Origin of the sequence: Martelella lutilitoris (assembly GCF_016598595.1) — a bacterium.
GTDB lineage: Bacteria > Pseudomonadota > Alphaproteobacteria > Rhizobiales > Rhizobiaceae > Martelella > Martelella lutilitoris_A.
Genome location: NZ_CP066786.1, coordinates 1,335,374 through 1,357,196 on the forward strand (window position 1 = coordinate 1,335,374; position 21,823 = coordinate 1,357,196).

24 protein-coding genes are annotated in these 21,823 nt (G+C 63.4%); 10 read left to right on the top strand and 14 right to left on the bottom strand.

Translation table 11 applies throughout. From position 1 onward, the window contains the following. Positions 1–58: 58 nt before the first annotated feature. The 5 genes from JET14_RS06260 to JET14_RS06280 form a co-directional block, all read right to left on the bottom strand. Entirely contained in the window at positions 59–1,312 is a 1,254-nt protein-coding gene (locus JET14_RS06260) for a class I SAM-dependent RNA methyltransferase (RefSeq protein ID WP_200337285.1), read from the bottom strand. Further along, positions 1,302–2,081 carry a TlyA family RNA methyltransferase gene (locus tag JET14_RS06265; RefSeq protein ID WP_200337286.1) on the bottom strand — a complete coding sequence of 260 codons (780 nt, stop codon included), beginning with the start codon at positions 2,079–2,081 and terminating at the stop codon, positions 1,302–1,304. The genes JET14_RS06260 and JET14_RS06265 overlap by 11 nt, the downstream gene beginning before the upstream one ends. A 153-nt stretch (positions 2,082–2,234) precedes the next feature. After that, positions 2,235–4,154, bottom strand: coding sequence for a 1-deoxy-D-xylulose-5-phosphate synthase (gene dxs / locus JET14_RS06270; protein WP_200337287.1), 1,920 nt, complete (start codon positions 4,152–4,154; stop codon positions 2,235–2,237). A 64-nt stretch (positions 4,155–4,218) separates the two neighbouring features. Further along, positions 4,219–5,148, bottom strand: coding sequence for a pirin family protein (locus JET14_RS06275; protein ID WP_200337288.1), 930 nt, complete (start codon positions 5,146–5,148; stop codon positions 4,219–4,221). A 39-nt stretch (positions 5,149–5,187) separates the two neighbouring features. Then, positions 5,188–5,442 carry an exodeoxyribonuclease VII small subunit gene (locus JET14_RS06280; RefSeq protein WP_200337289.1) on the bottom strand — a complete coding sequence of 85 codons (255 nt, stop codon included), beginning with the start codon at positions 5,440–5,442 and terminating at the stop codon, positions 5,188–5,190. Positions 5,443–5,709: 267 nt separating this feature from the next. Between JET14_RS06280 and JET14_RS06285 the strand changes: the two genes are divergently transcribed. Next, positions 5,710–6,108 (top strand): acyl-CoA thioesterase, encoded by a 399-nt coding sequence (locus JET14_RS06285; RefSeq protein WP_061449629.1) that lies wholly within the window; start codon positions 5,710–5,712, stop codon positions 6,106–6,108. Positions 6,109–6,113: 5 nt separating this feature from the next. Here the strand turns inward: JET14_RS06285 and JET14_RS06290 are convergent, their stop codons facing one another. From JET14_RS06290 to JET14_RS06300, 3 genes are read right to left on the bottom strand one after another with little or no spacing between them, the layout of a single operon-like run. Then, entirely contained in the window at positions 6,114–6,677 is a 564-nt protein-coding gene (locus tag JET14_RS06290; protein ID WP_200337290.1) for a biotin transporter BioY, read from the bottom strand. Further along, positions 6,674–7,297, bottom strand: coding sequence for an energy-coupling factor transporter transmembrane component T family protein (locus JET14_RS06295; protein WP_200337291.1), 624 nt, complete (start codon positions 7,295–7,297; stop codon positions 6,674–6,676). The genes JET14_RS06290 and JET14_RS06295 overlap by 4 nt, the downstream gene beginning before the upstream one ends. After that, on the bottom strand, positions 7,297–7,974 hold the full coding sequence (locus tag JET14_RS06300) for an energy-coupling factor ABC transporter ATP-binding protein (protein ID WP_200337292.1): 678 nt from the start codon (positions 7,972–7,974) through the stop codon (positions 7,297–7,299). Before JET14_RS06300 ends, JET14_RS06295 begins: the two co-directional genes overlap by 1 nt. 112 nt (positions 7,975–8,086) lie before the next feature. On the opposite strand from JET14_RS06300, the gene JET14_RS06305 reads away from it, so the two are divergent. Continuing rightward, a complete protein-coding gene (locus JET14_RS06305) occupies positions 8,087–9,286 on the top strand; it encodes a winged helix-turn-helix domain-containing protein (RefSeq protein WP_200337293.1) in 1,200 nt (399 codons plus the stop codon). 32 nt (positions 9,287–9,318) lie between these two features. Here JET14_RS06305 and aroC read toward each other — a convergent pair whose 3' ends face one another. The 3 genes from aroC to fabI form a co-directional block, all read right to left on the bottom strand. Beyond that, the gene (aroC, locus tag JET14_RS06310; RefSeq protein ID WP_200337294.1) at positions 9,319–10,416 is read right to left on the bottom strand and encodes a chorismate synthase; all 1,098 of its coding nucleotides are present in this window, start codon (positions 10,414–10,416) and stop codon (positions 9,319–9,321) included. Between the two features lie 61 nt (positions 10,417–10,477). Next, positions 10,478–11,071: a histidine phosphatase family protein gene (locus JET14_RS06315; RefSeq protein WP_200337295.1), complete on the bottom strand. Its 594-nt coding sequence runs from the start codon at positions 11,069–11,071 to the stop codon at positions 10,478–10,480. A 184-nt stretch (positions 11,072–11,255) separates the two neighbouring features. Then, the gene (gene fabI, locus JET14_RS06320) at positions 11,256–12,074 is read right to left on the bottom strand and encodes an enoyl-ACP reductase FabI (protein ID WP_061449636.1); all 819 of its coding nucleotides are present in this window, start codon (positions 12,072–12,074) and stop codon (positions 11,256–11,258) included. A gap of 258 nt (positions 12,075–12,332) precedes the next feature. Between fabI and pdxH the strand changes: the two genes are divergently transcribed. Both pdxH and JET14_RS06330 read left to right on the top strand, forming a co-directional pair. Continuing rightward, positions 12,333–12,953, top strand: a complete 621-nt coding sequence (gene pdxH / locus JET14_RS06325) for a pyridoxamine 5'-phosphate oxidase (RefSeq protein ID WP_061449868.1) — start codon at positions 12,333–12,335, stop codon at positions 12,951–12,953. A 32-nt stretch (positions 12,954–12,985) separates the two neighbouring features. Continuing rightward, positions 12,986–13,456: a heme-degrading domain-containing protein gene (locus tag JET14_RS06330; protein WP_200337296.1), complete on the top strand. Its 471-nt coding sequence runs from the start codon at positions 12,986–12,988 to the stop codon at positions 13,454–13,456. A gap of 7 nt (positions 13,457–13,463) precedes the next feature. On the opposite strand, the gene JET14_RS06335 is transcribed toward JET14_RS06330, so the two are convergent. From JET14_RS06335 to JET14_RS06345, 3 genes are read right to left on the bottom strand one after another with little or no spacing between them, the layout of a single operon-like run. Next, positions 13,464–13,991, bottom strand: coding sequence for a GNAT family N-acetyltransferase (locus JET14_RS06335; protein ID WP_200337297.1), 528 nt, complete (start codon positions 13,989–13,991; stop codon positions 13,464–13,466). Positions 13,992–14,027: 36 nt separating this feature from the next. Beyond that, complete coding sequence (tldD, locus tag JET14_RS06340) at positions 14,028–15,446, bottom strand: metalloprotease TldD (RefSeq protein ID WP_200337298.1); 1,419 nt, start codon at positions 15,444–15,446, stop codon at positions 14,028–14,030. 57 nt (positions 15,447–15,503) lie between these two features. Beyond that, positions 15,504–16,106, bottom strand: coding sequence for an invasion associated locus B family protein (locus JET14_RS06345; protein ID WP_200337299.1), 603 nt, complete (start codon positions 16,104–16,106; stop codon positions 15,504–15,506). Between the two features lie 362 nt (positions 16,107–16,468). Between JET14_RS06345 and coxB the strand changes: the two genes are divergently transcribed. The 6 genes from coxB to JET14_RS06370 all read left to right on the top strand — a co-directional run bounded on the left by coxB (position 16,469) and on the right by JET14_RS06370 (position 21,782). Then, positions 16,469–17,356 carry a cytochrome c oxidase subunit II gene (gene coxB / locus JET14_RS06350; RefSeq protein ID WP_200337300.1) on the top strand — a complete coding sequence of 296 codons (888 nt, stop codon included), beginning with the start codon at positions 16,469–16,471 and terminating at the stop codon, positions 17,354–17,356. Between the two features lie 17 nt (positions 17,357–17,373). Next, positions 17,374–19,029: a cytochrome c oxidase subunit I gene (ctaD, locus tag JET14_RS06355; protein ID WP_200337301.1), complete on the top strand. Its 1,656-nt coding sequence runs from the start codon at positions 17,374–17,376 to the stop codon at positions 19,027–19,029. Between the two features lie 81 nt (positions 19,030–19,110). Next, on the top strand, positions 19,111–20,046 hold the full coding sequence (locus JET14_RS06360) for a heme o synthase (protein ID WP_200337302.1): 936 nt from the start codon (positions 19,111–19,113) through the stop codon (positions 20,044–20,046). Positions 20,047–20,053: 7 nt separating this feature from the next. Next, positions 20,054–20,188, top strand: a complete 135-nt coding sequence (locus JET14_RS22905; RefSeq protein ID WP_036237789.1) for a hypothetical protein — start codon at positions 20,054–20,056, stop codon at positions 20,186–20,188. A 13-nt stretch (positions 20,189–20,201) separates the two neighbouring features. Then, positions 20,202–20,801, top strand: coding sequence for a cytochrome c oxidase assembly protein (locus JET14_RS06365; RefSeq protein WP_200337303.1), 600 nt, complete (start codon positions 20,202–20,204; stop codon positions 20,799–20,801). Between the two features lie 96 nt (positions 20,802–20,897). Continuing rightward, positions 20,898–21,782: a cytochrome c oxidase subunit 3 gene (locus JET14_RS06370; RefSeq protein WP_024709227.1), complete on the top strand. Its 885-nt coding sequence runs from the start codon at positions 20,898–20,900 to the stop codon at positions 21,780–21,782. Positions 21,783–21,823 lie beyond the last annotated feature (41 nt).

The window sequence follows — 21,823 nt, forward strand, 5'->3', positions numbered from 1 at the left end:
GATGGGCGTGTGAGATCGGGGGCCCCGCAGTGCAAGCTGCGGGGTCTTGTTTTGTCTCTCAGTCCCGCCTGAGGCAGGCCACCGCCTCGACATGGGCGCTCCAGAAGAACTGGTCGACCGGGACGACAGTGTCGATGCTATAGCCGCCATCCCTCAGGATGGCGAGATCGCGGCCAAGGGTCTGCGGATTGCAGGATACGGCAACGATCCGGGCGACATCCGAGCGCGCCAGTTCCTCGGCCTGTTCTTTCGCGCCGGCGCGCGGCGGGTCGAACACGACGCCGTCGAAGGGCGCCAGTTCGCGCGGCAGAAGCGGGCGGCGGAAGAGGTCGCGCCGCTCCGTCGTCACCTGTTTCAGGCCTTGCCGGTTGCGCACGGCCTGGTCGAGGGCCGCAAGCGCCGGCCCGTCGAACTCGACGGCGTGGACGCGGGATTTCGCCGCCAGCCTGAGAGCGAAGGTGCCGAAGCCCGAAAAGAGGTCGGCAACCCGCTTGCTGCCCTTCAGATGCCTGACGACAATGTCCGTCATCGCTTTTTCCGCGCCGAGCGTCGCCTGGGCGAAGCTTGCCGGAGGCGGAAAAACCCGCGTGCCCGAAAGGTTCAGTTCCGGCTTCACCGGTTCGACGATGATCTCGTCGCCGATGGCAAGCCGGGCGATGCCCCTGACGCTCATGACCGCGCGGGTGGCCGCCTGCCGGCGTTTCTCCGACGGCGCCTTGATGCCGGCAAAGCTGATGTCGAGACCGGTCTCGGTCTCCATGACGGCGATGCGGAAGGGGTCGCTGGTGGAGACCAGAATGCCGGCCAGAAGCTTCAGTGCCGGAAGCCGCGCAAAAAGCGTCGGCGAGAGCACGGGACACTCCTCGATGGCGACGATGTGATGGCTTTCCGGGCTGGAAAAGCCGAGCAGAATGCCGTTTTCCGTGCGGCGTCCGGCAAAGCTCGCGCGCCGCCGCTCTCCGGGCCCGGACGTCACCAGCGGCGCGACGGGACAGTCGATGCCGTGGGCCGCGAGTGCATCGACCACGACTTGCCGCTTGAAGGCGTCATAGGCGGAGCGTTCGAGGTGCTGCAGCGCGCAGCCGCCGCAGGTGCCGTTCTCGCCGTCCGGCCCGAAATGGCGACAGGCCGGCGTGATCCGTTCGGGCGAGGCTTCAAGCAGCGACAGCATGATGGCTTTCGATTTCTCGCGCGCAACCATCACCGTCTCGCCGGGCAGCGTGAAGGGAATGAAGACCGGGCCTTGCGCATGGGCGGCGATCCCGTCGCCCTGGCTTCCGAGCCGTTCGATCTCAAAGGTTTCAGCGGCCATGACGGTCCAGCCTTTCGGTTGCGCCGGGCTTTTGTCCGGCAAGCAGATATTCCTGGTTTCCGTCGCCGCCCTCGATCGGGGAGGGAGTGATGCCAAGGCTTTGCCAGCCCTGATCGCGAACCAGCCAGTCTTCCAGGTCTTCGGCGATCTTCGGCCCGAGCGCGGGATCCTTCAACAGGCCCTTCTTGCCGATATTCTCCTTGCCGGCCTCAAATTGCGGCTTGACCAGAAGCACGCAGACGGCGCCGGGTTCGGCAAGGGCGAGCGCCGGCGGCAAGGCCAGCTTCAGCGAGATGAAGGAGACGTCCGAGACGACGAAGCCGATGGACCTGTCGCCGATGTCTTCGCGCGCAAGCCGTCGCGCATTCAAGCCTTCGAGATTGGTCACGCGGGGATCTGCCGCAAGTCGCCCGGCCATCTGGTCGTGGCCGACATCGACAGCCGTCACATGGGCCGCGCCGCGTTCCAGAAGCACCTGGGTAAAGCCGCCGGTCGATGCGCCGATATCGACTGCGTCGGCCCCCTCGGGCGAAATATCGAAATGGTCGAGCGCGGCAATCAGCTTCAGCGCCGCGCGGGAGACATAGGCGCCCGCCGGATCATCGACAGCGATGGCGCTTCCCGCAGGCACGGTCTCGCCCGGCTTCCTCGCGATCCGGCCATTCACCGTGACGGCGCCGCGCAGAACGGCGTCGCGTGCCCGCGAACGGGTTTCGAAATGGTTGAGGCTCACCAGAAGTTGGTCGAGGCGCTGGGCGGTGTCGGTCATCTCCGCTCCATGAACGCATTTTCCGCCAAGCGCAAGCCTCGGCGGAAAGGCTAGCGCATCGGTCCGAAAATCGGAATCGATTTTCGGAAAGCACGATGCGTAGATTCAATAGGTTAGAGCGTCCTTTGTGCGTCCGAATGGACGCACGGCGCTCTAGCCCGTTGTGCCGGTCGAGATGCCGGAGCGGCCGAGCGCGCGGAAAACCGTATCGACGATCCCGTCGCGGTCGAGGCCCGCCTTCTCATACATCACTTCGGGCTTGGCCTGTTCCATCCAGATATCGGGCAGCACCATCTGGCGCACCCGCAAGCCGTTGTCCATGAGGCCTTCATTGGCGAGGAACTGGATGACATGGGCGCCGAAGCCGCCGGCCGATCCTTCCTCGATGGTGACCAGCACCTCGTGATGGGCGGCAAGCTGGCGGATCAGGTCGCGGTCGAGCGGCTTGGCAAAGCGCGCATCGGCCACGGTCGTGGAAAGCCCCGCCGCATTCAGCACGGTTGCCGCCTCGCGACATTCGCCAAGGCGCGTGCCGAAGGAGAGCAGCGCCACCTTCGACCCCTCGGAAATGATCCGGCCCTTGCCGATCTGAAGGATTTCTCCGCGTTCGGGCAGCTCGATCCCCGTGCCCTCGCCGCGCGGATAGCGGAACGAGATCGGGCCGTCGCTGTAGTCGGCGGCGGTGCGAACCATGTGCATCAGTTCCGCCTCGTCGGCGGCCGCCATCACCACGAATCCGGGCAGGGTGGCGAGATAGGTGGTGTCGAACGAGCCCGCATGGGTCGGTCCGTCCGCCCCGACAAAGCCCGCGCGGTCGATCGGAAAGCGCACCGGCAGGCCCTGGATCGCGACGTCATGGACGACCTGGTCATAACCGCGCTGCAGGAAGGTCGAGTAAAGCGCGCAGAAGGGTTTCATCCCCTCGCTTGCAAGGCCGGCCGCGAAGGTGACGGCGTGCTGTTCGGCAATGCCGACATCGAAGAGCCGGCTCGGGTAGAGCTCCTGGAACTTGTCGAGCCCGGTGCCGGATGGCATGGCGGCGGTGATCGCCACCACATTCTCGTCATGACGGGCTTCCTCGATCAGCGCCCTGGAGAAGACGGAGGTGTAGCTCGGCGCATTCGGCTTGGCCTTTGCCTGCGTGCCGGTCACCACGTCGAAACGGCTGACGGCGTGGCACTTGTCGGCGGCGGCCTCGGCCGGGGCATAGCCCTTGCCCTTCTGCGTCACCACGTGGATCAGCACCGGCCCGCGCGCATTGTCGCGCGCATTGCGCAGCACCGGCAACAGGTGCTCGAAGGAATGGCCGTCGATCGGGCCGATATGATAGAAGCCGAGCTCCTCGAACATGGTGCCGCCGGTGACGAAGCCGCGCGCGTGGCCGACGGCGCGGGAAATCGCCCTGTCGATCGATTTGCCGAGATAGGAGGTCAGCCGCTTGGAAAAGTCGCGGACCTCGAGATAGGTCCTGCCGGAAGCGAGCCTCGCCAGATAGGCGCTCATTGCCCCTGTCGGGCGGGCGATCGACATGTCGTTATCGTTGAGGATCACGATCTGGCGCGCGCCGAGCGCGCCGGCATTGTTCAGCGCCTCATAGGCCATGCCCGCCGACATCGCGCCGTCGCCGATGACGGAAATGACGTTGCGCGGGTTATCCTGAAGCTTCGAGGCGACCGCCATGCCGAGGCCGGCGGAAATCGAAGTCGAGGAATGACCGGCGCCGAAGGGGTCGTATTCGCTCTCCGCGCGGCGGGTGAAACCGGACAGTCCGTTCTCCTGCCGCAGCGTCCGCATCCGGTCGCGCCGACCGGTCAGGATCTTGTGCGGATAGCACTGGTGGCCGACATCGAAGATTACCCGGTCATGCGGCGTGTTGAAAACCTTGTGGATGGCGATCGTCAGTTCGACCACGCCCAGGCCCGCGCCCAGATGCCCGCCGGTGCGCGAAACCGCGTCGATCATCTCCGCGCGCACTTCGCCCGCAAGCTGCGGCAGGTCGCGGTCTTCCACGTCGCGAAGGTCTGCCGGCAGGTTGATCCGGTCGAGGATGGAGGTTTTGGCCGGTAGCGTCACGTCTTGAAGCCTCGTGCGCGAAACGAACGCGCGTTTTCTGTTTCTAAATCGGTTCTAGCGAATTTCAGCGTCCGGGCAAAGGAACAAATTCCGTTTCATCGCCGGGGACGAGGCCGAATCGGCCCTGCCGCCAGTCTTCCTTTGCCTGCTCGATGCGCTCCTTCGAGGAGGAGACGAAGTTCCACCAGATATGCCGCGGTTTTTCCAAAGCCGCTCCTCCGAAAAGCATGAGACGGCATCCGTGTTCCCCGGAACCGGAAATCGTGATCGTGTCGAGGGGCGCCAGAACCAGCAATTGCTCCGGGCCGAAGCGATCGCCGGCAATCTCCACTTCGCCTTCCAGCACGTAGATCGCGCGCTCCTCATGCTCGGCGGGAAAGGAAAACCGCGCGCCGGGCCTGAGCGCAATGTCGACGAACAGGGTGTCTGTGAAGGTCCGGACATCGGCCTTCAAGCCGCAGAAATCGCCGAGCACCACGCGCCCGCTGACGCCCGCCTCCGAAATCGTTGGCAGCGCGTTCTTTTCCGTATGGCCGAAGGTCGGGTCGGTCTCCTCGTCGCTTTCCGGCAGGGCGAGCCAGGTCTGGACGCCGGAGAGCGCATGCGGGCGCAGCCGGAGATCCTCCGGCGTGCGCTCCGAATGGACGATGCCGCGCCCGGCCGTCATCAGGTTCACGTCGCCGGGCCGGATGACGGTATGGTTGCCGAGCGTGTCGCGGTGGCCGATCTCGCCCGTGGTCAGATAGGTCACGGTCGAAAGCCCGATATGGGGATGCGGCTTGACGTCGAGCGCCTCGCCATAGCCGCCGAAGCGCGCCGGGCCCATGCGATCAAAGAAGATAAAAGGCCCAACGAGTCTGCGCTTGATCGTCGGCAGCGCGCGACGCACCTCGAAGCCGCCGATATCGCTGGTGCGCGGAATGATCAATTGCGAGACGGCATTGCACGACTGTGCGTCGCCGAATTCGGGGTCTTGTCCGGGGAAAAACGACATTACGGCACCTTTCTCAGCGCCGGGCGCTGTCAATCGGCCTCAGGCCTCGTCAAGCGGTTCGGCTCCGGCGGGTTTTCCCTCGCGGTCGAGCCTGATTTTCTCCACGCGCGCTTCCGCCGCGTTCAGCAGCTTTTCGCAGTGCTTCTTCAGTTCCTCGCCGCGCGCATAGATGGCGATCGATTCATCCAGCGCCACGTCGCCGCGTTCAAGCCGCGCGACGATCCGTTCGAGCTCGTCTACGGCGCGCTCGAAGGTGAGTTCGCTAACGGCGGTCGGCTTTGCCGGATCGGTCATAGTCCTGCCTCTTGAATTTTCGATCATCGCCCGCACTTAACGCGGCGGGACCGTTCAGGCAAGGTAATGCACGGCGGCGCGATTGCAAGCCGGCGCGGGCTTCCGGCCTGACGGGCGCTAACCATTCCCTGACCGCATCGTTTCATTTGATGTGGAAAGGTTCTATAGAACGAATGAGCCATGCCGCATCGCGGGGGCTTTGAAGACCGAGGTTTTGCGTAACGGGTCGCAAGTCCCATGAAGGGCAGGCGGCCGGGAAGGTGTCCGATGGACGACAGGCATCCGGAGCGAATTGAACTGCGCGTTCCCTACCGGGATATCGATATGCACGGGCGCATGCACACGGCCGCCTATATCGAGCACGCGGAAGAGGCGCTTGCGCATTTCTGGCGGTTTCGTCCCGAAGTCGCAAACGAGCCGGCCTATGTGGTGCGCAAGGTCGGCTGCACCTATTACCGGGGCCTTCGCAACGGCGAACTCGCGGAACTGACCGTCAGGGCGGCAAAGATCGGCGGCAAGTCGATCGGCTTCAATGTCGCCGTGCAGGCCGGCAACGAGATCGCCGCAGAGGTCGAGCTCCTGTGGAGCGCCGTCCATCGCGACAGCGGCGAGCCCGCGCCCCTGCCTGAGGAAACGCGGGACTGGCTTTATTCCTTCCTCGACTGAGAGGCTCAGGCCGAGCGTCGCGGCAGCAGCGGGTAGCCGACCATCACCGCGCGGGCGGCAAGGGCGGCAAGGGCGGCCTTGACCAGGTCTCCGGGCACGAAGGCGACCGTTCCCGCCACGGCCTTGGAGATGCCGAGCCCGACGCCGAAGGCAAGCCAGGCGATGCCGAAGAAATAGACCACCACGATGCCGCCCATGGCTGCGGCAATGAAGAAGCCGAAGGTCTGGCGCAGCGCGCTCTTTGTATCGGCATGCATTTCCGCAAGGCCGCCGGCGATATAGGCGCCCGGCAGCCAGCCAATGAGGAAGCCGGCCGTGGGGCCGACGAAGGCGCCCAGTCCGCCGCGTCCGCCGGAAAGCACAGGCAGGCCGATGGCGACCAGAACGAACATGAGAAGAACGGCAGCCGCGCCGCGCCTGCGCCCGAGGATCAGGCCGGCGAGCATGACGCCGAGCGTCTGCGCGGTGATCGGCACGGGGATGAAGGCGAGCGGGATCGGCGGAAGAATGCCGAGCGCCACGATGATGGCCGTGAAAAGCGCAACCAGAACCAGATCGCGTGAGGTCATTTCGTCTTCCTTTTTTCCTGCCCGCCGCGAATGCCGCGGGCGTCAATCGCATCGGCGATACTGTCGGCGTCCCGCAAGGTCAAGATGATCAGCGGGACGATTGCGCCGGATGGCCTGAAGCGGATGCCCCGCGCCCGGTGCGCATCGCGAATGGCGTGATAGCGTTGCAGGATATCCGGCACGAAGCGGATGACAAGTCCGATCGCAAGGCCGATATCGGCCGCCTTGACGAGGCCGGCGCGCTCAAGCGGCATGGCGAAGCGCGTGACGGTATCGATGAAGTCCGGAACCGGCGTCGCTGCCGTGATCGCGGCTGCCAGGAACATCAGCGCCGAAAGCCGGAGAACGGAGACCGCCGCCACCTGCCAGGGGCTGAAGATCAGATTGAAGCCACCGACGAGAAGGATCGCCGCCCCGATCGGCAAGAGCCGGGCGAGCGCCTGGCGCGGCCGCATCGGCAGGGAGACGTAAAGCCCCGCGGCAAGGGCGAGCAGCGCGCCGAGAAAGACGAGATCGCCGGAAAAGAAGACGGCAATGGAGAAGACGACCAGCCCGCCAAGTTTCAAGCCCGGCGGCAGGCGGTGCAGAAGCGTGTTGCCCTCGACATAAAGCGACTGCATCAGCGGTTCATCGCCTGATAGTCCGCGATGATCGCCTCTGCCGGACCGTCCCCGGCAAGCCTGCCCTCATGGAACAGCAACACGCGCTCGAAAGAGGAAAGCGTTGAAAGATCGTGCGAAATCGCGATCACATCCTCATTGAGCGCATCAATGGTTTCGGCGACCCGGCGGCGGTTCTTCAGGTCGAGCTGGTTGGTCGGCTCGTCGAGGATGACCAGGGAAGGGCGGGTGGCGAGCACGGCGGCAAGGGCTGCGAGTTGCAGTTCCCCGCCGGAGAGTTCGTGGGCGCGGCGCGTAGCGAGGTGGGCGATGCCGAGCCGCGCAAGGCTTTCCTCCGCGCGCAGAGCCAGGTCCGTCTTCGCCACGCCGCGCGCCTTGAGGCCAAGCTCGATATCGTCCTTCAGGATCGGCAGGATGATCTGGTTTTGCGGCGACTGGAACACATAGCCGGCATCGGCTGCGACCGCTGCCTGTTCCTCCGCCGTGTCGCGGCCATTGACGCGCACTTTTCCGGTCGTCGGCTTCGTCAACCCGTTGATCAGCCGGGCAAAAGTGGTCTTTCCGGAACCATTCAGGCCGATAACGCCGATGCGGCGGCCGGTGAGCGTCAATGTCAGCGGGTGAAGGGCCGTGCGGCCCTCATAGGTCACGCCGGCTTCCAGAAATTCGATTTTCACATGCGTCCCCGGTTTTCTCTAAAGACTGTCGGGCGCTTCCTTATAGGCATCAAAGCGCGGTTTCGAAAGACCGGATGTTCTTATTTTGTCCGAATCGCACTAACGTTGGTCCATGGCCAAGGTGATTTCGAACATGGATGCGCGTCGCATCTTCCTCGCGCGTCAGGGACTTTCCGGCCCTCCGGGGCAGGCGATGGACAAGGCGGGCCTTCTGGCGTTGATCGAGAAGATCGGTTTCGTTCAGGTCGATTCGATCCGCACCGTCGAGCGCGCGCATGATCTCATTCTCTTCTCCCGCAACCAGACCTTCCGCCGACAGCATCTCGCCGCGCTTCTGGAAAAGGACCGGGGCCTGTTCGAGCACTGGACCCATGACGCCTCGCTCATTCCCACCCGCTTCTACCCCTACTGGAAGCACCGCTTCGCCCGCGAGCAGGAACGCCTCGTCGCGCGCTGGCGCAAATGGCAGGGCGAGGGCTTCGAGGCGGTTTTCGAGGAGACCTATGCGGCCGTCAGGGACAACGGCCCGCTGTTTTCCCGCGAACTGAAGGAGGATGATCACGTCTCCGGCGGCTGGTGGAACTGGCACCCGGCCAAGACCGCGCTCGAATACCACTGGCGCACGGGACGGGTCGCCATCTGTCACCGCGTCAATTTCCAGAAGGCCTATGATCTTGCCGAGCGGGTGATCCCGGATGCACACCGTCTCGTCGACGTCGATCATGACGCCTTCGTCGACTGGGCCTGCCGGGCGGCTCTTCAAAGGCTCGGTTTTGCGACCTCGGGCGAGATCGCCGCCTTTTTCGATATCATCACGCCGCAGGAGGCGAAGGCCTGGGTGGAGGAGAACCGCGACCAACTGGCGGAGGTTGCGCTTGAGACCGTGGAGGCCGGCAAGCCGCGTCTGGCCCTTGCGCTGGCCGGAGAGGTCGATAGCCTTGCCGACGTGCCGGACCCGCCGGCGCGCGTGCGCGTTCTCAGCCCCTTCGACCCGCTCCTGCGCGACCGGGCGCGCGCCGAGCGCCTGTTCGGCTTTTCCTACCGGATCGAGGTCTTCGTGCCGGAACCGAAGCGGCAATACGGCTATTACGTCTTCCCGCTTCTGGAAGGCGCGCGGCTGATCGGGCGGATCGACATGAAGGCAGACCGCAAGCGCGGCACGCTCGATGTCCGAAAGCTCTGGCTTGAACCCGGCGTTCGGGCAGCCGCCGGGCGGCTGGAAAGGCTTGATGCCGAACTGCAGCGGCTCGCCAGGTTTACCGGCGTCGAGCGGGTGGAATACCTGACGGGGTGGCGTGAAAACCTGTCCTGAAACAGCCCGCCCCCCGCCGTTGCTGCACAGTCTCAGGCCAGCCGGCCCGTCTGTCCGCGGTCGCGCAGATAATGGTCGGCGATGGTGCAGGCGAGCATGGCTTCGCCGATCGGCACGGCGCGAATGCCGACGCAGGGGTCATGGCGTCCCTTGGTGCGCAGCTCGACCTCCCGGCCATCCTGATCGATCGACTGGCGCGGCGTCAGGATCGAGGATGTCGGCTTGATGGCGAAACGCGCGATGATCGGCTCGCCGGTCGAAATCCCGCCGAGAATGCCGCCGGCATGGTTCGACAGGAAGCGCGGCCGCCCGTCATTGCCGATGCGCATCTCGTCGGCATTTTCCTCGCCGGTCAGTTCGGCCGCATTGAAGCCCTCGCCGATCTCGACGCCCTTGACGGCGTTGATCGACATCAGGTTCGAGGCGATATCCTGATCGAGCTTGGCATAGATCGGCGCACCGAGGCCTGCCGGAACATGTTCGGCAACCACCTCGACCACCGCGCCGACCGAGGATCCGGCCTTGCGGATATCGTCCAGATAGCGTTCCCATACCGGCACCATCCCGGCATCCGGGCAGAAGAAGGGGTTGTTGTCGATCTCGGCCCAGTCCCAGTTTTCGCGGTTGATCCTGTACTTCCCGATCTGGGTCAGCGCGCCGCGATAGGTCACATTCGGCAGCACCTTGCGGGCAATGGCGCCGGCGGCGACGCGGGCCGCCGTCTCGCGCGCGGAGGAGCGGCCGCCGCCGCGATAGTCGCGCAATCCGTATTTGACGTCATAGGTATAATCGGCATGGCCGGGGCGGTACTGCCGCGCGATCTCGCCGTAGTCCTTCGAGCGCTGGTCGGTGTTCTCGATCATCAGCGAAATCGGCGTGCCGGTGGTCACATAGGTCCGGCCGTCTTCCTGCGGCAGGACGCCGGACAGCACCTTCACCGCGTCGGCCTCGCGCCGCTGGGTGACGAAGCGCGACTGGCCGGGCTTGCGCCGGTCGAGACAGGCCTGGATTTCCGCCAGCTCGAAGGCAATGCCGGGCGGGCAGCCGTCGATGACGCAGCCGAGCGCCGGACCGTGGCTTTCGCCCCAGGTGGTGACGCGAAAAAGATGTCCGTATGTGTTGTGCGACATGGTTTACCTCTGCCGTCGTTGCGCGGCTTCGCTCTATCGCAATTGCCGGATGAGGGGAAGCCTACTCGATCCAGCCGATCGCTCCGGCGCCCGGATCGATGCGCAAGACGGCATCCTGCGGGATCGGAAGCTCGGCGGCCTCGGCCGTCGAAACGCCGCCGACGATGCGGAAGAAGCTGCGGATCACGCCGCCATGGCAGACGCAGACCGTCGGGCCGACGACATCCTTCAGCCAGGCGCCGATCCGCCAGGACAGGATTTCGTAGCTTTCGGCATCGGCGCCCGGCGGAACGAAAGCCCATTTGTCCTTCTCGCGTTCGTGCAGAAGCGCCGGACTGAAGCCGGCGACTTCTTCCAGCGTGCGTCCCTCCCAGTCGCCGAAGGAGAGTTCCTTCAGCCGGTCGTCGGTGCGATAGAGCTCGGGCGTCAGGCCCATGGCTGCGCGCGCCCGCTCCATCGTCTCGCGCGTGCGCGACAGCGGGCTTGAGACAAAATCGTAAAGCCGGGATTCATCGCCCAGAATTTCCGCAAGACGCGCGCCATTGTCGCGGGCCTGACCGCGTCCGGTGTCGTTCAGCGGAATGTCCTTCTGTCCCTGCAGACGGTATTCGGCGTTCCAGTCGGTCTGGCCGTGACGTATGGCGTAGATGAGCACGATTTCTTACCGTTCAATTTTCATTAAAGGATGAAGCGAAAATTCAAAGTGTTAGGAGGGTTTTGCACATGTTTTGGAAAATCTTCACCCGCAGAAACGCGGTTGCGGCTCTCGAAATCTATCGTCGGCGAGAAGAAAGCGCAAAGCAAAACGGCGCGGGCAAGGTCCGCGCCGTCGGTCAGACTCAGTCCTTGACGACCGAAATGTCGGGTGCGTCGACCGCCTTCATGCCGACAACGTGATAGCCGCTGTCGGCATGCAGAACCTCGCCGGTAACAGAGGTCGAAAGGTCGGAGAGCAGGAACAGCGCCGTATTGCCGACCTCGTCGATGGTGACATTGCGCTTCAGCGGCGAATTATACTCGTTCCACTTCAGAATATAGCGGAAATCGCCGATGGCGGAGCCGGCGAGCGTCTTGATGGGCCCGGCCGAAATGGCGTTGACGCGAATGCCGCGACCGCCGAGATCGACCGCCATGTAGCGCACGCTCGCCTCCAGCGCCGCCTTGGCGACGCCCATGACGTTGTAGTGCGGCATCACCTTTTCCGCGCCGTAATAGGTCAGGGTGATCATCGATCCGCCTTCATTCATGATCTGCTCGGCGCGTCGGGCGATCGCGGTGAAGGAATAGACCGAAATGTCCATGGATTTCGCGAAATTTTCACGCGAGGTATCGATATAGCGGCCGGTCAGTTCATCCTTGTCGGAGAAGGCGATGGCGTGGACGACGAAGTCGATCTTGCCCCACTCCTGCTCGAGCGTCTTGAAAACGGCTTCGACGCTCGCGGGATCGGTGACGTCGCAATGGCCGGCCATGAGGGCGTTCAGCTCCGTTGCCAGCGGCTCCACGCGTTTCTTGAGGTTGTCGCCCTGCCAGGTCAGCGCGATTTCGGCGCCGGCTTCATGACACGCTTTGGCAATGCCCCACGCGATCGATCGGTTGTTGGCAACACCGAGAATAATGCCGCGTTTGCCTTTCATGAGGCCGTTTGCTTCAGCCATGTGTCGATGCTCCTTGCAACTCTCTTCGTTTCTGCCTATGGCATAGGCAGCAATGCGGTTCAAGCAATCAGAACCGTGCTGAACCCGCTTTAGCTTCCGAAAAGGTTATTGCCAAGCCCTTGCAAAAATGCCCCGACCGGCGCCTGGCCGGGTGCGTGAAACCTCTCTGCAGGCGGCGATGTGGCAGTGAAGACGGTTCGCTCTCGGGCGGGATTCGAATTGGAACGCGCCGCCTGGCGCGATGCGGGAGACGATGCCATGTCCCAGTCGGACGAGACCCCCAAGGATTTTACAGCCGAAAACGATCCCTTCGCGCTCTTCGGCAAGTGGCTGAAGGATGCGCAGGCGAGCGAGCCGAACGACCCGAACGGGGTGGCGGTCGCCACCGTCGATGAAGACGGGCTTCCCAATGTGCGCATGGTGCTGATGAAGGAATACGATCTCCGCGGCTTCGTTTTCTACACCAATTTCGAAAGCCAGAAGGGGCGGGAGCTGCTTGGTCAGCCGAAGGCCGCCATGTGCTTCCACTGGAAGTCGCTGCGCCGCCAGGTGCGACTGCGCGGTCCGGTCGAGGTGGTGTCGGAAGAGGAGGCGGATGCCTATTTCCAGTCCCGCCCGCGCGCCAGCCGCATTGGCGCCTGGGCCTCGAAGCAGTCGCGGCCGCTGGAAAGCCGCTTTGCGCTGGAAAAGGCCGTGGCGCAGCATACCGCCAAATACGGCGTCGGCGAGGTGCCGCGCCCGTCCTACTGGTCCGGGTTCCGGCTGAAGCCGGTCTCGATCGAATTCTGGCGCGACGGCAAGTTCCGCCTGCACGACCGGATCGAGTTCCGCCGGGCAAGCCCCGAGGGCGGCTGGCAGAAGGTCAGGATGTATCCCTGACAGACGTCACATTTCCGGCACGGGAGGAAAGAATGAACGATATCGCAGACACGGAAAAGGACGTCGCCGCTCAGGAAGAGCGGCTGGTGTTTTCCACCTTCAGCGAGGACGACGCCTGGGATCTTGGTCAGCGGCTGGTCGGCCGCGCGCTGACGCACGAGGCGAAGGTGGTGATCAATATCCGCACGCCGAACCGCACGCTCTTTCATGCCGCCCTGCCGGGTTCCGCGCCGGACAACGACATGTGGGCGCGGCGCAAATCGAACGTCGTGTTCCACTTTCACCGTTCGTCTTATGCGATCGAGCTGGAACACCGCCGCAAGGGCCGCACCATCGGCCCGGAAATCGGCCTCGATCTCAAGGATTTTGCAGATCACGGCGGCAGTTTTCCGGTGCGGATCAAGGGCGCCGGCGTCTTTGCCGCCATCACCGTCTCCGGCCTGGCCAGCGCCGACGACCACGGGCTGATTGTCGCCGTACTCGAGGCCTATCTCGCGCAGTGAGGTCTTGCTACCGCGTCGGATTCTGTAGCTGGCCGAGGCGTCTTTGGCCGGCCGGGCATGGTTTCTGCATCAGGATCAGGGGATGCGGCAGGCCGTTGTCGTCTGTTTCGCGGCGGCGCACGCCGCAGAAACCGTGGCGACGGTAAAAGGCGACCGCGCGCGTGTTGGCGGCATAGACTTCAAGCGCCAGCTTGCTCTTGAGGGCAAACGCATGGTCGAGCAGCCGTCCGCCGATGCCGAGGCTCTGGACATCCGGCGAAACGAACAGCCCGCCGATGAACTGATCGATCAGGCCGATGAAGCCGACCGGGTCACCGTTCCTGACGGCGACCCAGGTTTCCGTGTCCGGCAAGTATTTTTCGGAAATCTCGCGGCGCTGGCGCAAAAGGAGGTCGTCCGGCAGGAAGGGGTGCGAGATGCGCGAGGCGGCATACCAGATCGCGGTCAGCCGGGCATTGTCATCCGCCGTGAATGGACGGATGACAAGTCCGGTTTCGCCCGCGGCGATGCCTGAAGATTCGGGTACGCAATACATGGCGCCCATCAAACATCATGAGCGGTAAAAAAAACGCTAAGCCTGCGTGCCGCCGACGGTCACCTGGTCGAGCCTGAGATGCGGCTGGCCGACGCCGACCGGCACCCATTGGCCGGCCTTGCCGCAATTGCCGATGCCGTTGTCGAGCGCAAGGTCGTTGCCGACCATGGAAACGCGCTTCATCGCGTCCGGTCCGTTGCCGATCAGCATCGCGCCCTTGATCGGCGCTCCGATCCTGCCGTTTTCGATCAGATAGGCCTCGGTGCAGGAGAAGACGAACTGGCCGGAGGTGATATCCACCTGCCCGCCGCCGAAGGTAACGGCGTAGATGCCCTTCTTCACCGAGCCAATGATCTCGTCCTTGGTCTTGTCGCCGGCGAGCATATAGGTATTGGTCATGCGCGGCATCGGCAGGTCCGAATAGGACTGACGGCGGCCGTTGCCGGTGGGGGCGACGCCCATCAGCCGCGCGTTCATGCGGTCCTGCATGTAGCCCGTCAGCCGTCCGTTCTCGATCAGTACGTTATAGCCCGAGGGCGTTCCCTCGTCGTCGATCGAGATCGAGCCGCGCCGGCTTGCGATCGTGCCGTCATCGACAATGGTGACGCCGGGGGCGGCGACCATCTCGCCGACGAGGCCGGAAAAGGCGGAAAGGCCCTTGCGGTTGAAATCGCCTTCCAGTCCGTGTCCGACGGCCTCGTGGATCATCACGCCCGGCCAGCCATTGCCGAGCACGACGTCCATGGTTCCGGCCGGCGCCTCGATTGCCTCGAGATTGACGAAGGCCTTGCGCAACGCCTCTTCCGCGCCCGACTGCCAATCCTGGCGGGCGAACAGGTCGGCAAAGCCTTCCCGTCCGCCGATGCCGAAGGAGCCGGTCTCCTGCCGGTCGCCCTCGCCGACGACGACGGAAATATTGAGCCGCGTCATTGGCCGGACATCACCGACACGGTAGCCGTCCGCTCGCAGGATATCGACGACCTGATGGCTTGCGGCAAGCGATGCCGAGACCTGGCGCACGCGCGGGTCGCGTTCGCGAAGATAGGCATCGATTTCGCCGAGAAGCCTGACCTTCTCCTCGAAGCTCGGCGCGCCGATCGGGTTTTCATCCGAATAAAGCCTGGTATTGGTGCCGCGCGGCGGTTCGGCATAGGTGCCGGCATAGCCGGAGGTGACGGCCTTGGCGGTCGCGGCGGCGCGCTTGAGCGCGCCAAGGGACAATTCGCCCGCATGGGCAAAGCCGCTCGCCTCGCCGGCAACCGCGCGCAGGCCGAAGCCGTGGCCGGTGTTGAAGGAGCCGCTCTTCAGCCGGCCGTCATCGAAGGTCAGCGATTCGTTCTGGCTGTATTCCACATAGAGTTCGCCGTCATCGGCGCCATGCAGCGTATCCGAAACGATGTCGCGGATCGTGGTTTCGTCGGCGTCGAAATGGCTGATCAGGTCGCGGTCCGTCATATGGCTTTCGTCCTTTTTCCGTGTCACGCCTCCATATAGGATGTGACGGGCGCAATATCAGGGCAGGGCGTCGAAGCCTTCGCCGAAGCCGGAAAGGTCCACCGGAATGCCGATCGTGTCCTGGTCGATGGAGAAATTCAGCGTGAACACGGCCTCGGTGCCGGCGCGCAGGATCTTCATCAGGTCCTCGTCGATATCCACCTCCACATAGCAACCGTCGAGATAGCAGCGCGAGAAGGCGGCCTTGCCGATGTTCACGCCGTCGACGAAAAGCCCCATACCTTCTGGCAGGAACACGCCGAGGGGGGAAAGCACCCTGAGCAGGGTCGCCTGCCGGTCGGCGGTCTTCAGCACCGCGATGGAAAGGCCGATCTCGGGCCGGTCGTCGGCGATCACGTTCTGCATCAGCGCGCATTGTTCGAGCGTCGAGCCGGGAGGCTGGTCGCAGATCATGGACCATGCGCCGTGATTCGCGCGCACCGTGGTAGGGTCCTGCTCTCCGCCGAGATCAATGCTCCGGCCGGTCGTCGGCGCGGCGGTTTCCGGCGCGGCATTCTCCTGGGCGCTCGCCGGCATGGCGGAGAGCATAATCAGCGCAATCGCGAGCGCGGTTGCGGCGCTCATTGCGTGCGTCAGACGGTTTGCTGGAAATGTGGGCATGGCGCGGTGTCCTGCATCAAATGGATAAGGCTTTGTCTTCCGCGAGGGTTTTGCAGGTTTCAGGCGAAATTTTCAACGCCGCCGCGCCACGGCGGAGAGCAAAGCCTAAACGAAATTTATGATTCTTGTTCCCTCCGCGTGAGACAATTTGACGCTTCAAATCGGCAAATGCTATGGCATAATTGTGACTGAGGGAGAAAAACGGGTACACCTTCTGCGCCGCTGCGCGCAGCAGAGGCGTGCGCGAGCGTAAATAGATGTTATCATGGCCTTAAACGCGATTCAGGCCTTTGTGCCATATAGCGTCCTTGGAAAGGGTCCGGTTTGACCACGGTCAAACGATGGAGGGAGAATTCAACGTGATGAACAAGACCAGAGCATGCGTGGCAGCTCTTCTCTGTCTTGCGGGCACGGGCAGCGCCTATGCGGCGCAGCCCAAGCCGTGGGAAATGGGCATGCAGCCTGCGGCTTCGCCGATCATGCATCAGATTCGCTGGTTCGAGCAGTATACGCTCTGGTTTATCGTGCCGATCGTGCTCTTCGTTCTGGCATTGCTGATCACCGTGATGGTGCGCTTCAGGGCGTCGAAGAATCCGGAAGCGTCGCGCACCAGTCACAACACCATGATCGAGGTGGTCTGGACGGTCGCGCCCGTTCTCATCCTCCTGTTCCTCGCCGTGCCGTCCTTCAACCTGCTGACGGCGCAGCTGACCATGCCGGAAGATCCCAAGCTGACGGTCAAGGCGACGGCGACCCAGTGGCTGTGGAGCTATGACTATCCGGAAATCGAGGACGGCGAGATTTCCTATTCCTCCTACATGCTGACGGAAGACCAGCGCGCCGAATACGGCAAGGAAGACAAGGCCGTCTATCCGCGGCTTCTTGCCGTCGACAACGAAATGGTGGTGCCAGTGGGCGAGACCGTGCGCCTCCTGGTGACGGCCGCGCCCACGGATGTCATCCATTCCTTCGCCATGCCGGCCTTCGGCATCAAGATCGACGCCGTGCCCGGTCGCCTCAACGAGACCTGGTTCAAGGCCGATGAGGAGGGCATCTATTACGGCCAGTGTTCCGAGCTTTGCGGCAAGGACCACGCCTTCATGCCGATCGCGATTCGCGCGGTCTCGGCCGAGCAGTTCGAGGCCTGGCAAGCTTCCGCCGCAACGGATGTGGAAGCCGCCAACAGGGCGCTGATGGCCAGTATCGACAATGCGCAGCAGGACGCCGTTCTGCTTGCGGACAAAGACTGAGGGGGAGGGAGACGAACATGGCCGAAGCAGGCACGCACACCGCTCACGACGACGACCATAAGCCCGGCTTTTTCGCCCGTTGGTTCCTGTCGACCAATCACAAGGATATCGGCACGCTCTACCTGATCTTCGCCATCTGCGCGGGCATCATCGGCGGCGCGCTCTCTGTCGCCATGCGCATGGAGCTGCAGGAGCCCGGCATCCAGATATTCAACGGCCTTGCCTCCATGGTCTACGGAGACGCGGGCGCCGCCGCAGTCGACCAGGGCAAGCACCTTTATAACGTCTTCACGACCGCGCACGGCCTGATCATGATCTTCTTCATGGTGATGCCGGCGATGATCGGCGGTTTCGCCAACTGGATGATCCCGATCATGATCGGTGCGCCGGATATGGCGTTTCCCCGCCTCAACAATATTTCGTTCTGGTTGCTTGTTCCCGCCTTCCTGCTGCTGCTGATGTCCATGTTCGTGGAAGGGCCGGCGGGATCCAACGGCGTCGGCGGCGGCTGGACGCTCTACCCGCCCTTCTCGACCGCGGGCATGCCGGGGCCGGCGGTGGATCTGGCGATCTTCGCGCTGCATGTGGCGGGTATCTCGTCCATTCTCGGCGCGATCAACTTCATCACCACGATCCTCAACATGCGCGCGCCGGGCATGACGCTGCACAAGATGCCGCTTTTCGCCTGGTCGGTTCTGGCTACCGCCTTCCTGCTGCTTCTGTCGCTGCCGGTTCTGGCGGGCGGCATCACCATGCTGCTGACGGACCGCAACTTCGGCACGACGTTCTTCTCGCCCGACGGCGGCGGCGACCCGATCCTCTACCAGCATCTGTTCTGGTTCTTCGGTCATCCGGAAGTCTACATCCTGATCCTGCCGGGGTTCGGCATCATCAGCCACATCATCTCGACCTTCTCGAAGAAGCCGGTCTTCGGCTATCTCGGCATGGCCTATGCCATGGTCGCGATTGGCGCCGTGGGCTTCATCGTCTGGGCGCACCACATGTATACGGTGGGTCTGTCGCTCGACACGCAGCGCTACTTCGTCTTCGCCACCATGGTGATCGCGGTGCCGACGGGCGTGAAGATCTTCTCGTGGATCGCCACCATGTGGGGCGGGTCGATCAGCTTCAGGCCGCCGATGGTCTGGGCGATCGGATTCATCTTCCTGTTCACCGTCGGCGGCGTGACCGGGGTGCAGCTCGCCAATGCCGGGCTCGACCGCTCGCTGCACGACACCTATTACGTGGTCGCGCATTTCCACTACGTGCTGTCGCTCGGCGCGGTGTTCGCGATCTTCGCAGGCTGGTACTACTGGTTCCCGAAGATCACCGGCTACATGTATAATGAGCGCGTGGCCCATATCCATTTCTGGGTCATGTTTGTCGGTGTGAACCTCGTGTTCTTCCCGCAGCACTTCCTCGGTCTTTCGGGCATGCCGCGCCGTTATATCGACTATCCTGACGCCTTTGCCGGCTGGAATGCTGTTTCGTCCTACGGCTCCTATATCTCGGCCATAGGGGTTCTCATTTTCCTCTACGGCATCTATGAGGCCTTTGCGAAAAAGCGGGTGGCTGGCGACAATCCCTGGGGTCCGGGCGCAACCACGCTCGAATGGCAGCTTTCCTCGCCGCCGCCCTACCACCAGTGGTCGGAACTGCCGCGCGTGCGCTGAGTTGCGCCACTGAAACGCATTGAAGGCCGCGCGCCGACCTGGGGCGCGCGGGCTTTCTCAAACAACGAGACTGAGCACAGAATGACAGTACTGGACAGCGAGACCGGCCTGGGACATGCCGATATCGGCCTATCGGAGGCGACGGCGCGCGATTACTTCGCGCTTTTGAAGCCGCGGGTGATGTCGCTGGTGGTGTTTACGGCCTTTGCCGGGCTGTTCCTGGCGCCCGGCCCGATCAACCCGGTCATGGGCGCGATCGCGATTCTCTGCATCGCCACCGGAGCAGGGGCCGCTGGCGCGCTCAACATGTGGTATGATTCCGATATCGATGCCGTCATGTCGCGCACGGCCAGGCGTCCCATCCCTGCCGGCCGCGTATCGCGTCAGGAGGCGCTTGCCTTCGGCATCGCGCTGTCGTGCTTTTCCGTCGCCACGCTCGGCCTTGCGGTCAACTGGTTTGCCGCCGGGCTGCTGGCGTTCACGATTCTGTACTACGCCGTCTTCTACACGATGTGGCTGAAGCGCTCGACGCCGCAGAACATCGTCATCGGCGGGGCGGCGGGCGCTTTCCCGCCCATGGTTGGCTGGGCGGCCGTCACCGGCGGCATCTCGCTGGACAGCATCATTCTGTTTTCCATCACCTTCCTGTGGACGCCGCCGCATTTCTGGGCTCTGGCGCTGTTCAAGATGCGCGATTATGACGATGTCGGCATCCCGATGATGCCGAATGTCGCCGGCGAGCAATCGACCAAGAACCAGATGCTGGCCTATGCCGTGCTGACGGCGATTGCCGGGGTCGCGCCCGCTCTGACGGGCCTCGCGAGCCCGTTCTATGCCGTCTTTGCCGGGGGGATGGGCGCTTATTTCGTCTATGCCGCGCTGAAAGTCCGGGCGATGCCCGAGGGGGATCAGCGCATGCTGCCGGCCAGGAAAATGTTCGGCTTCTCGATCGTCTACCTGTTTTCGGTCTTCGCCGCGCTGATTGTCGATCGCGCCGTCTTCATGCTTGTCGGCTGAGGGCGCCATGATCGAGACAGTCAAGCTTACAGAGAAGCAGAAGAAGGCCCGGCGGGGGCGCAACATCGCGCTCGGCCTGCTTCTGTTCGGCCTGGTGGTGCTGTTCTACGTCATCACCATGGTCAAGTTCGGTTCGGCCTGAGGAGAGGGAAGGCATGACGGAGGAGACAAGACAGAAACCGCGCAACAACGGCGCCATCGTCGCGATGTGCCTCGTCTTCGTCGTCGGCATGACAGGCATGAGCTTTGCCGCCGTGCCGCTCTACCGGATATTCTGCCAGGTGACCGGCTATAACGGCACGGCCCAGCGCGTCGAGCAATATTCGAACACCATCCTCGACAAGACCATCAAGGTCACCTTCGACGCCAATGTCGCGCCGGGCCTCGACTGGGAATTCAAGCCGATGCAGTCCTCCGTGTCGCCGAAGATCGGCGAGACGGTGCAGGTCATGTTTACGGCGCGTAACAAATCGAGCGAACCGATCAACGGTCAGGCGATCTTCAACGTGACGCCGCTGCAGGCCGGAGCCTATTTCAACAAGGTCGAGTGCTTCTGCTTTACCGATACGACGCTGCCGCCCGGAGAGACGCTGGAAATGCCGGTGGTGTTCTTCGTCGATCCGGCGATCACGGAGGCCGAGGAGACCAGGGACATCAAGGTGCTCACCCTGTCCTATACATTTTTCGAGCATGATCTGCCTGCCGCTTCCGAAGCTGCGGCACTGGAGGTAAAGGCTGCCGGTTCAAAAAGTTGACCGGCCGGCGTGAATTGCGGATTGTCATCTGCGGGGATTGATTAACGCAGCGAATTCGGCCCTTATGCTGCGTGGGAGAGGAAACGGGGACCATCAATGGCGGAAACGCAACACAAAAACCACGACTACCACATCATCGACCCGAGCCCCTGGCCGCTGGTCGCCTCGATCGGCGTTTTCCTGATGGCCTTCGGCGGCGTCGGCTACATGCGCTATCTGAGTGGCGGGTCGTTCACCATGTTCGGACTCAATCTGGCGCAGCCATGGCTGTTCCTGATCGGTCTGGTCGTCGTTCTCTACGTTCTGCACGGCTGGTGGTCGGATACGATCAAGGAGGGGCAGGAGGGTCATCATACGCCGGTCGTCTCGCTGCATCTGCGTTACGGCATGATCATGTTCATCGCGTCCGAGGTGATGTTCTTCGTGGCGTGGTTCTGGGCCTTCTTCGATGCGAGCCTGTTTACCGGAGAGGCAATCCAGGCCTCCCGCGTCGAGGCAACGGGGGGTACGTGGCCGCCTGAGGGCATTGCCGTTGTCGACCCCTGGCACTTCCCGCTCTACAACACGGTCATCCTGCTCCTGTCCGGCACGACGCTGACCTGGGCGCATCATGCGCTGTTGCATGGCGATCGCAAGGGGCTGATCCAGGGGCTGACGCTGACGGTAGTGCTCGGCCTGCTGTTCACCGGCGTTCAGGCCTACGAATATTACGAGGCGCCGTTCGCCTTCAAGAATTCGATCTACGGCGCGACCTTCTTCATGGCGACCGGGTTTCACGGCTTTCACGTCATCGTCGGCACGATCTTTCTGATCGTCTGTCTGGTGCGCGCCGCGCGCGGCGCCTTCACGCCGGAGCGACATTTCGGGCTCGAAGCGGCGGCCTGGTACTGGCACTTCGTCGACGTCGTCTGGCTGTTCCTGTTCTTCACGATCTATATCTGGGGCGGCTGGGGCGCGCCGCTTGCCGAAACCGGACATTGATCCTAAGTTCACGGTCGCCGCGTCAGAAAATGCGGCGGCCG

Excerpts from the sequence above, each read along its gene's own strand:
- JET14_RS06370 (WP_024709227.1), top strand. The coding sequence starts at position 20,898 with ATGGCGGAAACGCAACACAAAAACCACGACTACCACATCATCGACCCG.
- JET14_RS06295 (WP_200337291.1), bottom strand. The coding sequence starts at position 7,297 with ATGCAGTCGCTTTATGTCGAGGGCAACACGCTTCTGCACCGCCTGCCG.
- tldD (WP_200337298.1), bottom strand. The coding sequence starts at position 15,446 with ATGACGGACCGCGACCTGATCAGCCATTTCGACGCCGACGAAACCACG.
- JET14_RS06275 (WP_200337288.1), bottom strand. The coding sequence starts at position 5,148 with ATGTCGTTTTTCCCCGGACAAGACCCCGAATTCGGCGACGCACAGTCG.
- JET14_RS06260 (WP_200337285.1), bottom strand. The coding sequence starts at position 1,312 with ATGGCCGCTGAAACCTTTGAGATCGAACGGCTCGGAAGCCAGGGCGAC.
- JET14_RS06265 (WP_200337286.1), bottom strand. The coding sequence starts at position 2,081 with ATGACCGACACCGCCCAGCGCCTCGACCAACTTCTGGTGAGCCTCAAC.
- JET14_RS06305 (WP_200337293.1), top strand. The coding sequence starts at position 8,087 with ATGGCCAAGGTGATTTCGAACATGGATGCGCGTCGCATCTTCCTCGCG.
- fabI (WP_061449636.1), bottom strand. The coding sequence starts at position 12,074 with ATGGCTGAAGCAAACGGCCTCATGAAAGGCAAACGCGGCATTATTCTC.
- JET14_RS06285 (WP_061449629.1), top strand. The coding sequence starts at position 5,710 with ATGGACGACAGGCATCCGGAGCGAATTGAACTGCGCGTTCCCTACCGG.
- aroC (WP_200337294.1), bottom strand. The coding sequence starts at position 10,416 with ATGTCGCACAACACATACGGACATCTTTTTCGCGTCACCACCTGGGGC.
- pdxH (WP_061449868.1), top strand. The coding sequence starts at position 12,333 with ATGTCCCAGTCGGACGAGACCCCCAAGGATTTTACAGCCGAAAACGAT.
- JET14_RS06280 (WP_200337289.1), bottom strand. The coding sequence starts at position 5,442 with ATGACCGATCCGGCAAAGCCGACCGCCGTTAGCGAACTCACCTTCGAG.
- JET14_RS06360 (WP_200337302.1), top strand. The coding sequence starts at position 19,111 with ATGACAGTACTGGACAGCGAGACCGGCCTGGGACATGCCGATATCGGC.
- JET14_RS06345 (WP_200337299.1), bottom strand. The coding sequence starts at position 16,106 with ATGCCCACATTTCCAGCAAACCGTCTGACGCACGCAATGAGCGCCGCA.
- JET14_RS06290 (WP_200337290.1), bottom strand. The coding sequence starts at position 6,677 with ATGACCTCACGCGATCTGGTTCTGGTTGCGCTTTTCACGGCCATCATC.
- JET14_RS06330 (WP_200337296.1), top strand. The coding sequence starts at position 12,986 with ATGAACGATATCGCAGACACGGAAAAGGACGTCGCCGCTCAGGAAGAG.
- coxB (WP_200337300.1), top strand. The coding sequence starts at position 16,469 with ATGAACAAGACCAGAGCATGCGTGGCAGCTCTTCTCTGTCTTGCGGGC.
- JET14_RS22905 (WP_036237789.1), top strand. The coding sequence starts at position 20,054 with ATGATCGAGACAGTCAAGCTTACAGAGAAGCAGAAGAAGGCCCGGCGG.
- ctaD (WP_200337301.1), top strand. The coding sequence starts at position 17,374 with ATGGCCGAAGCAGGCACGCACACCGCTCACGACGACGACCATAAGCCC.
- JET14_RS06365 (WP_200337303.1), top strand. The coding sequence starts at position 20,202 with ATGACGGAGGAGACAAGACAGAAACCGCGCAACAACGGCGCCATCGTC.
- JET14_RS06335 (WP_200337297.1), bottom strand. The coding sequence starts at position 13,991 with ATGTATTGCGTACCCGAATCTTCAGGCATCGCCGCGGGCGAAACCGGA.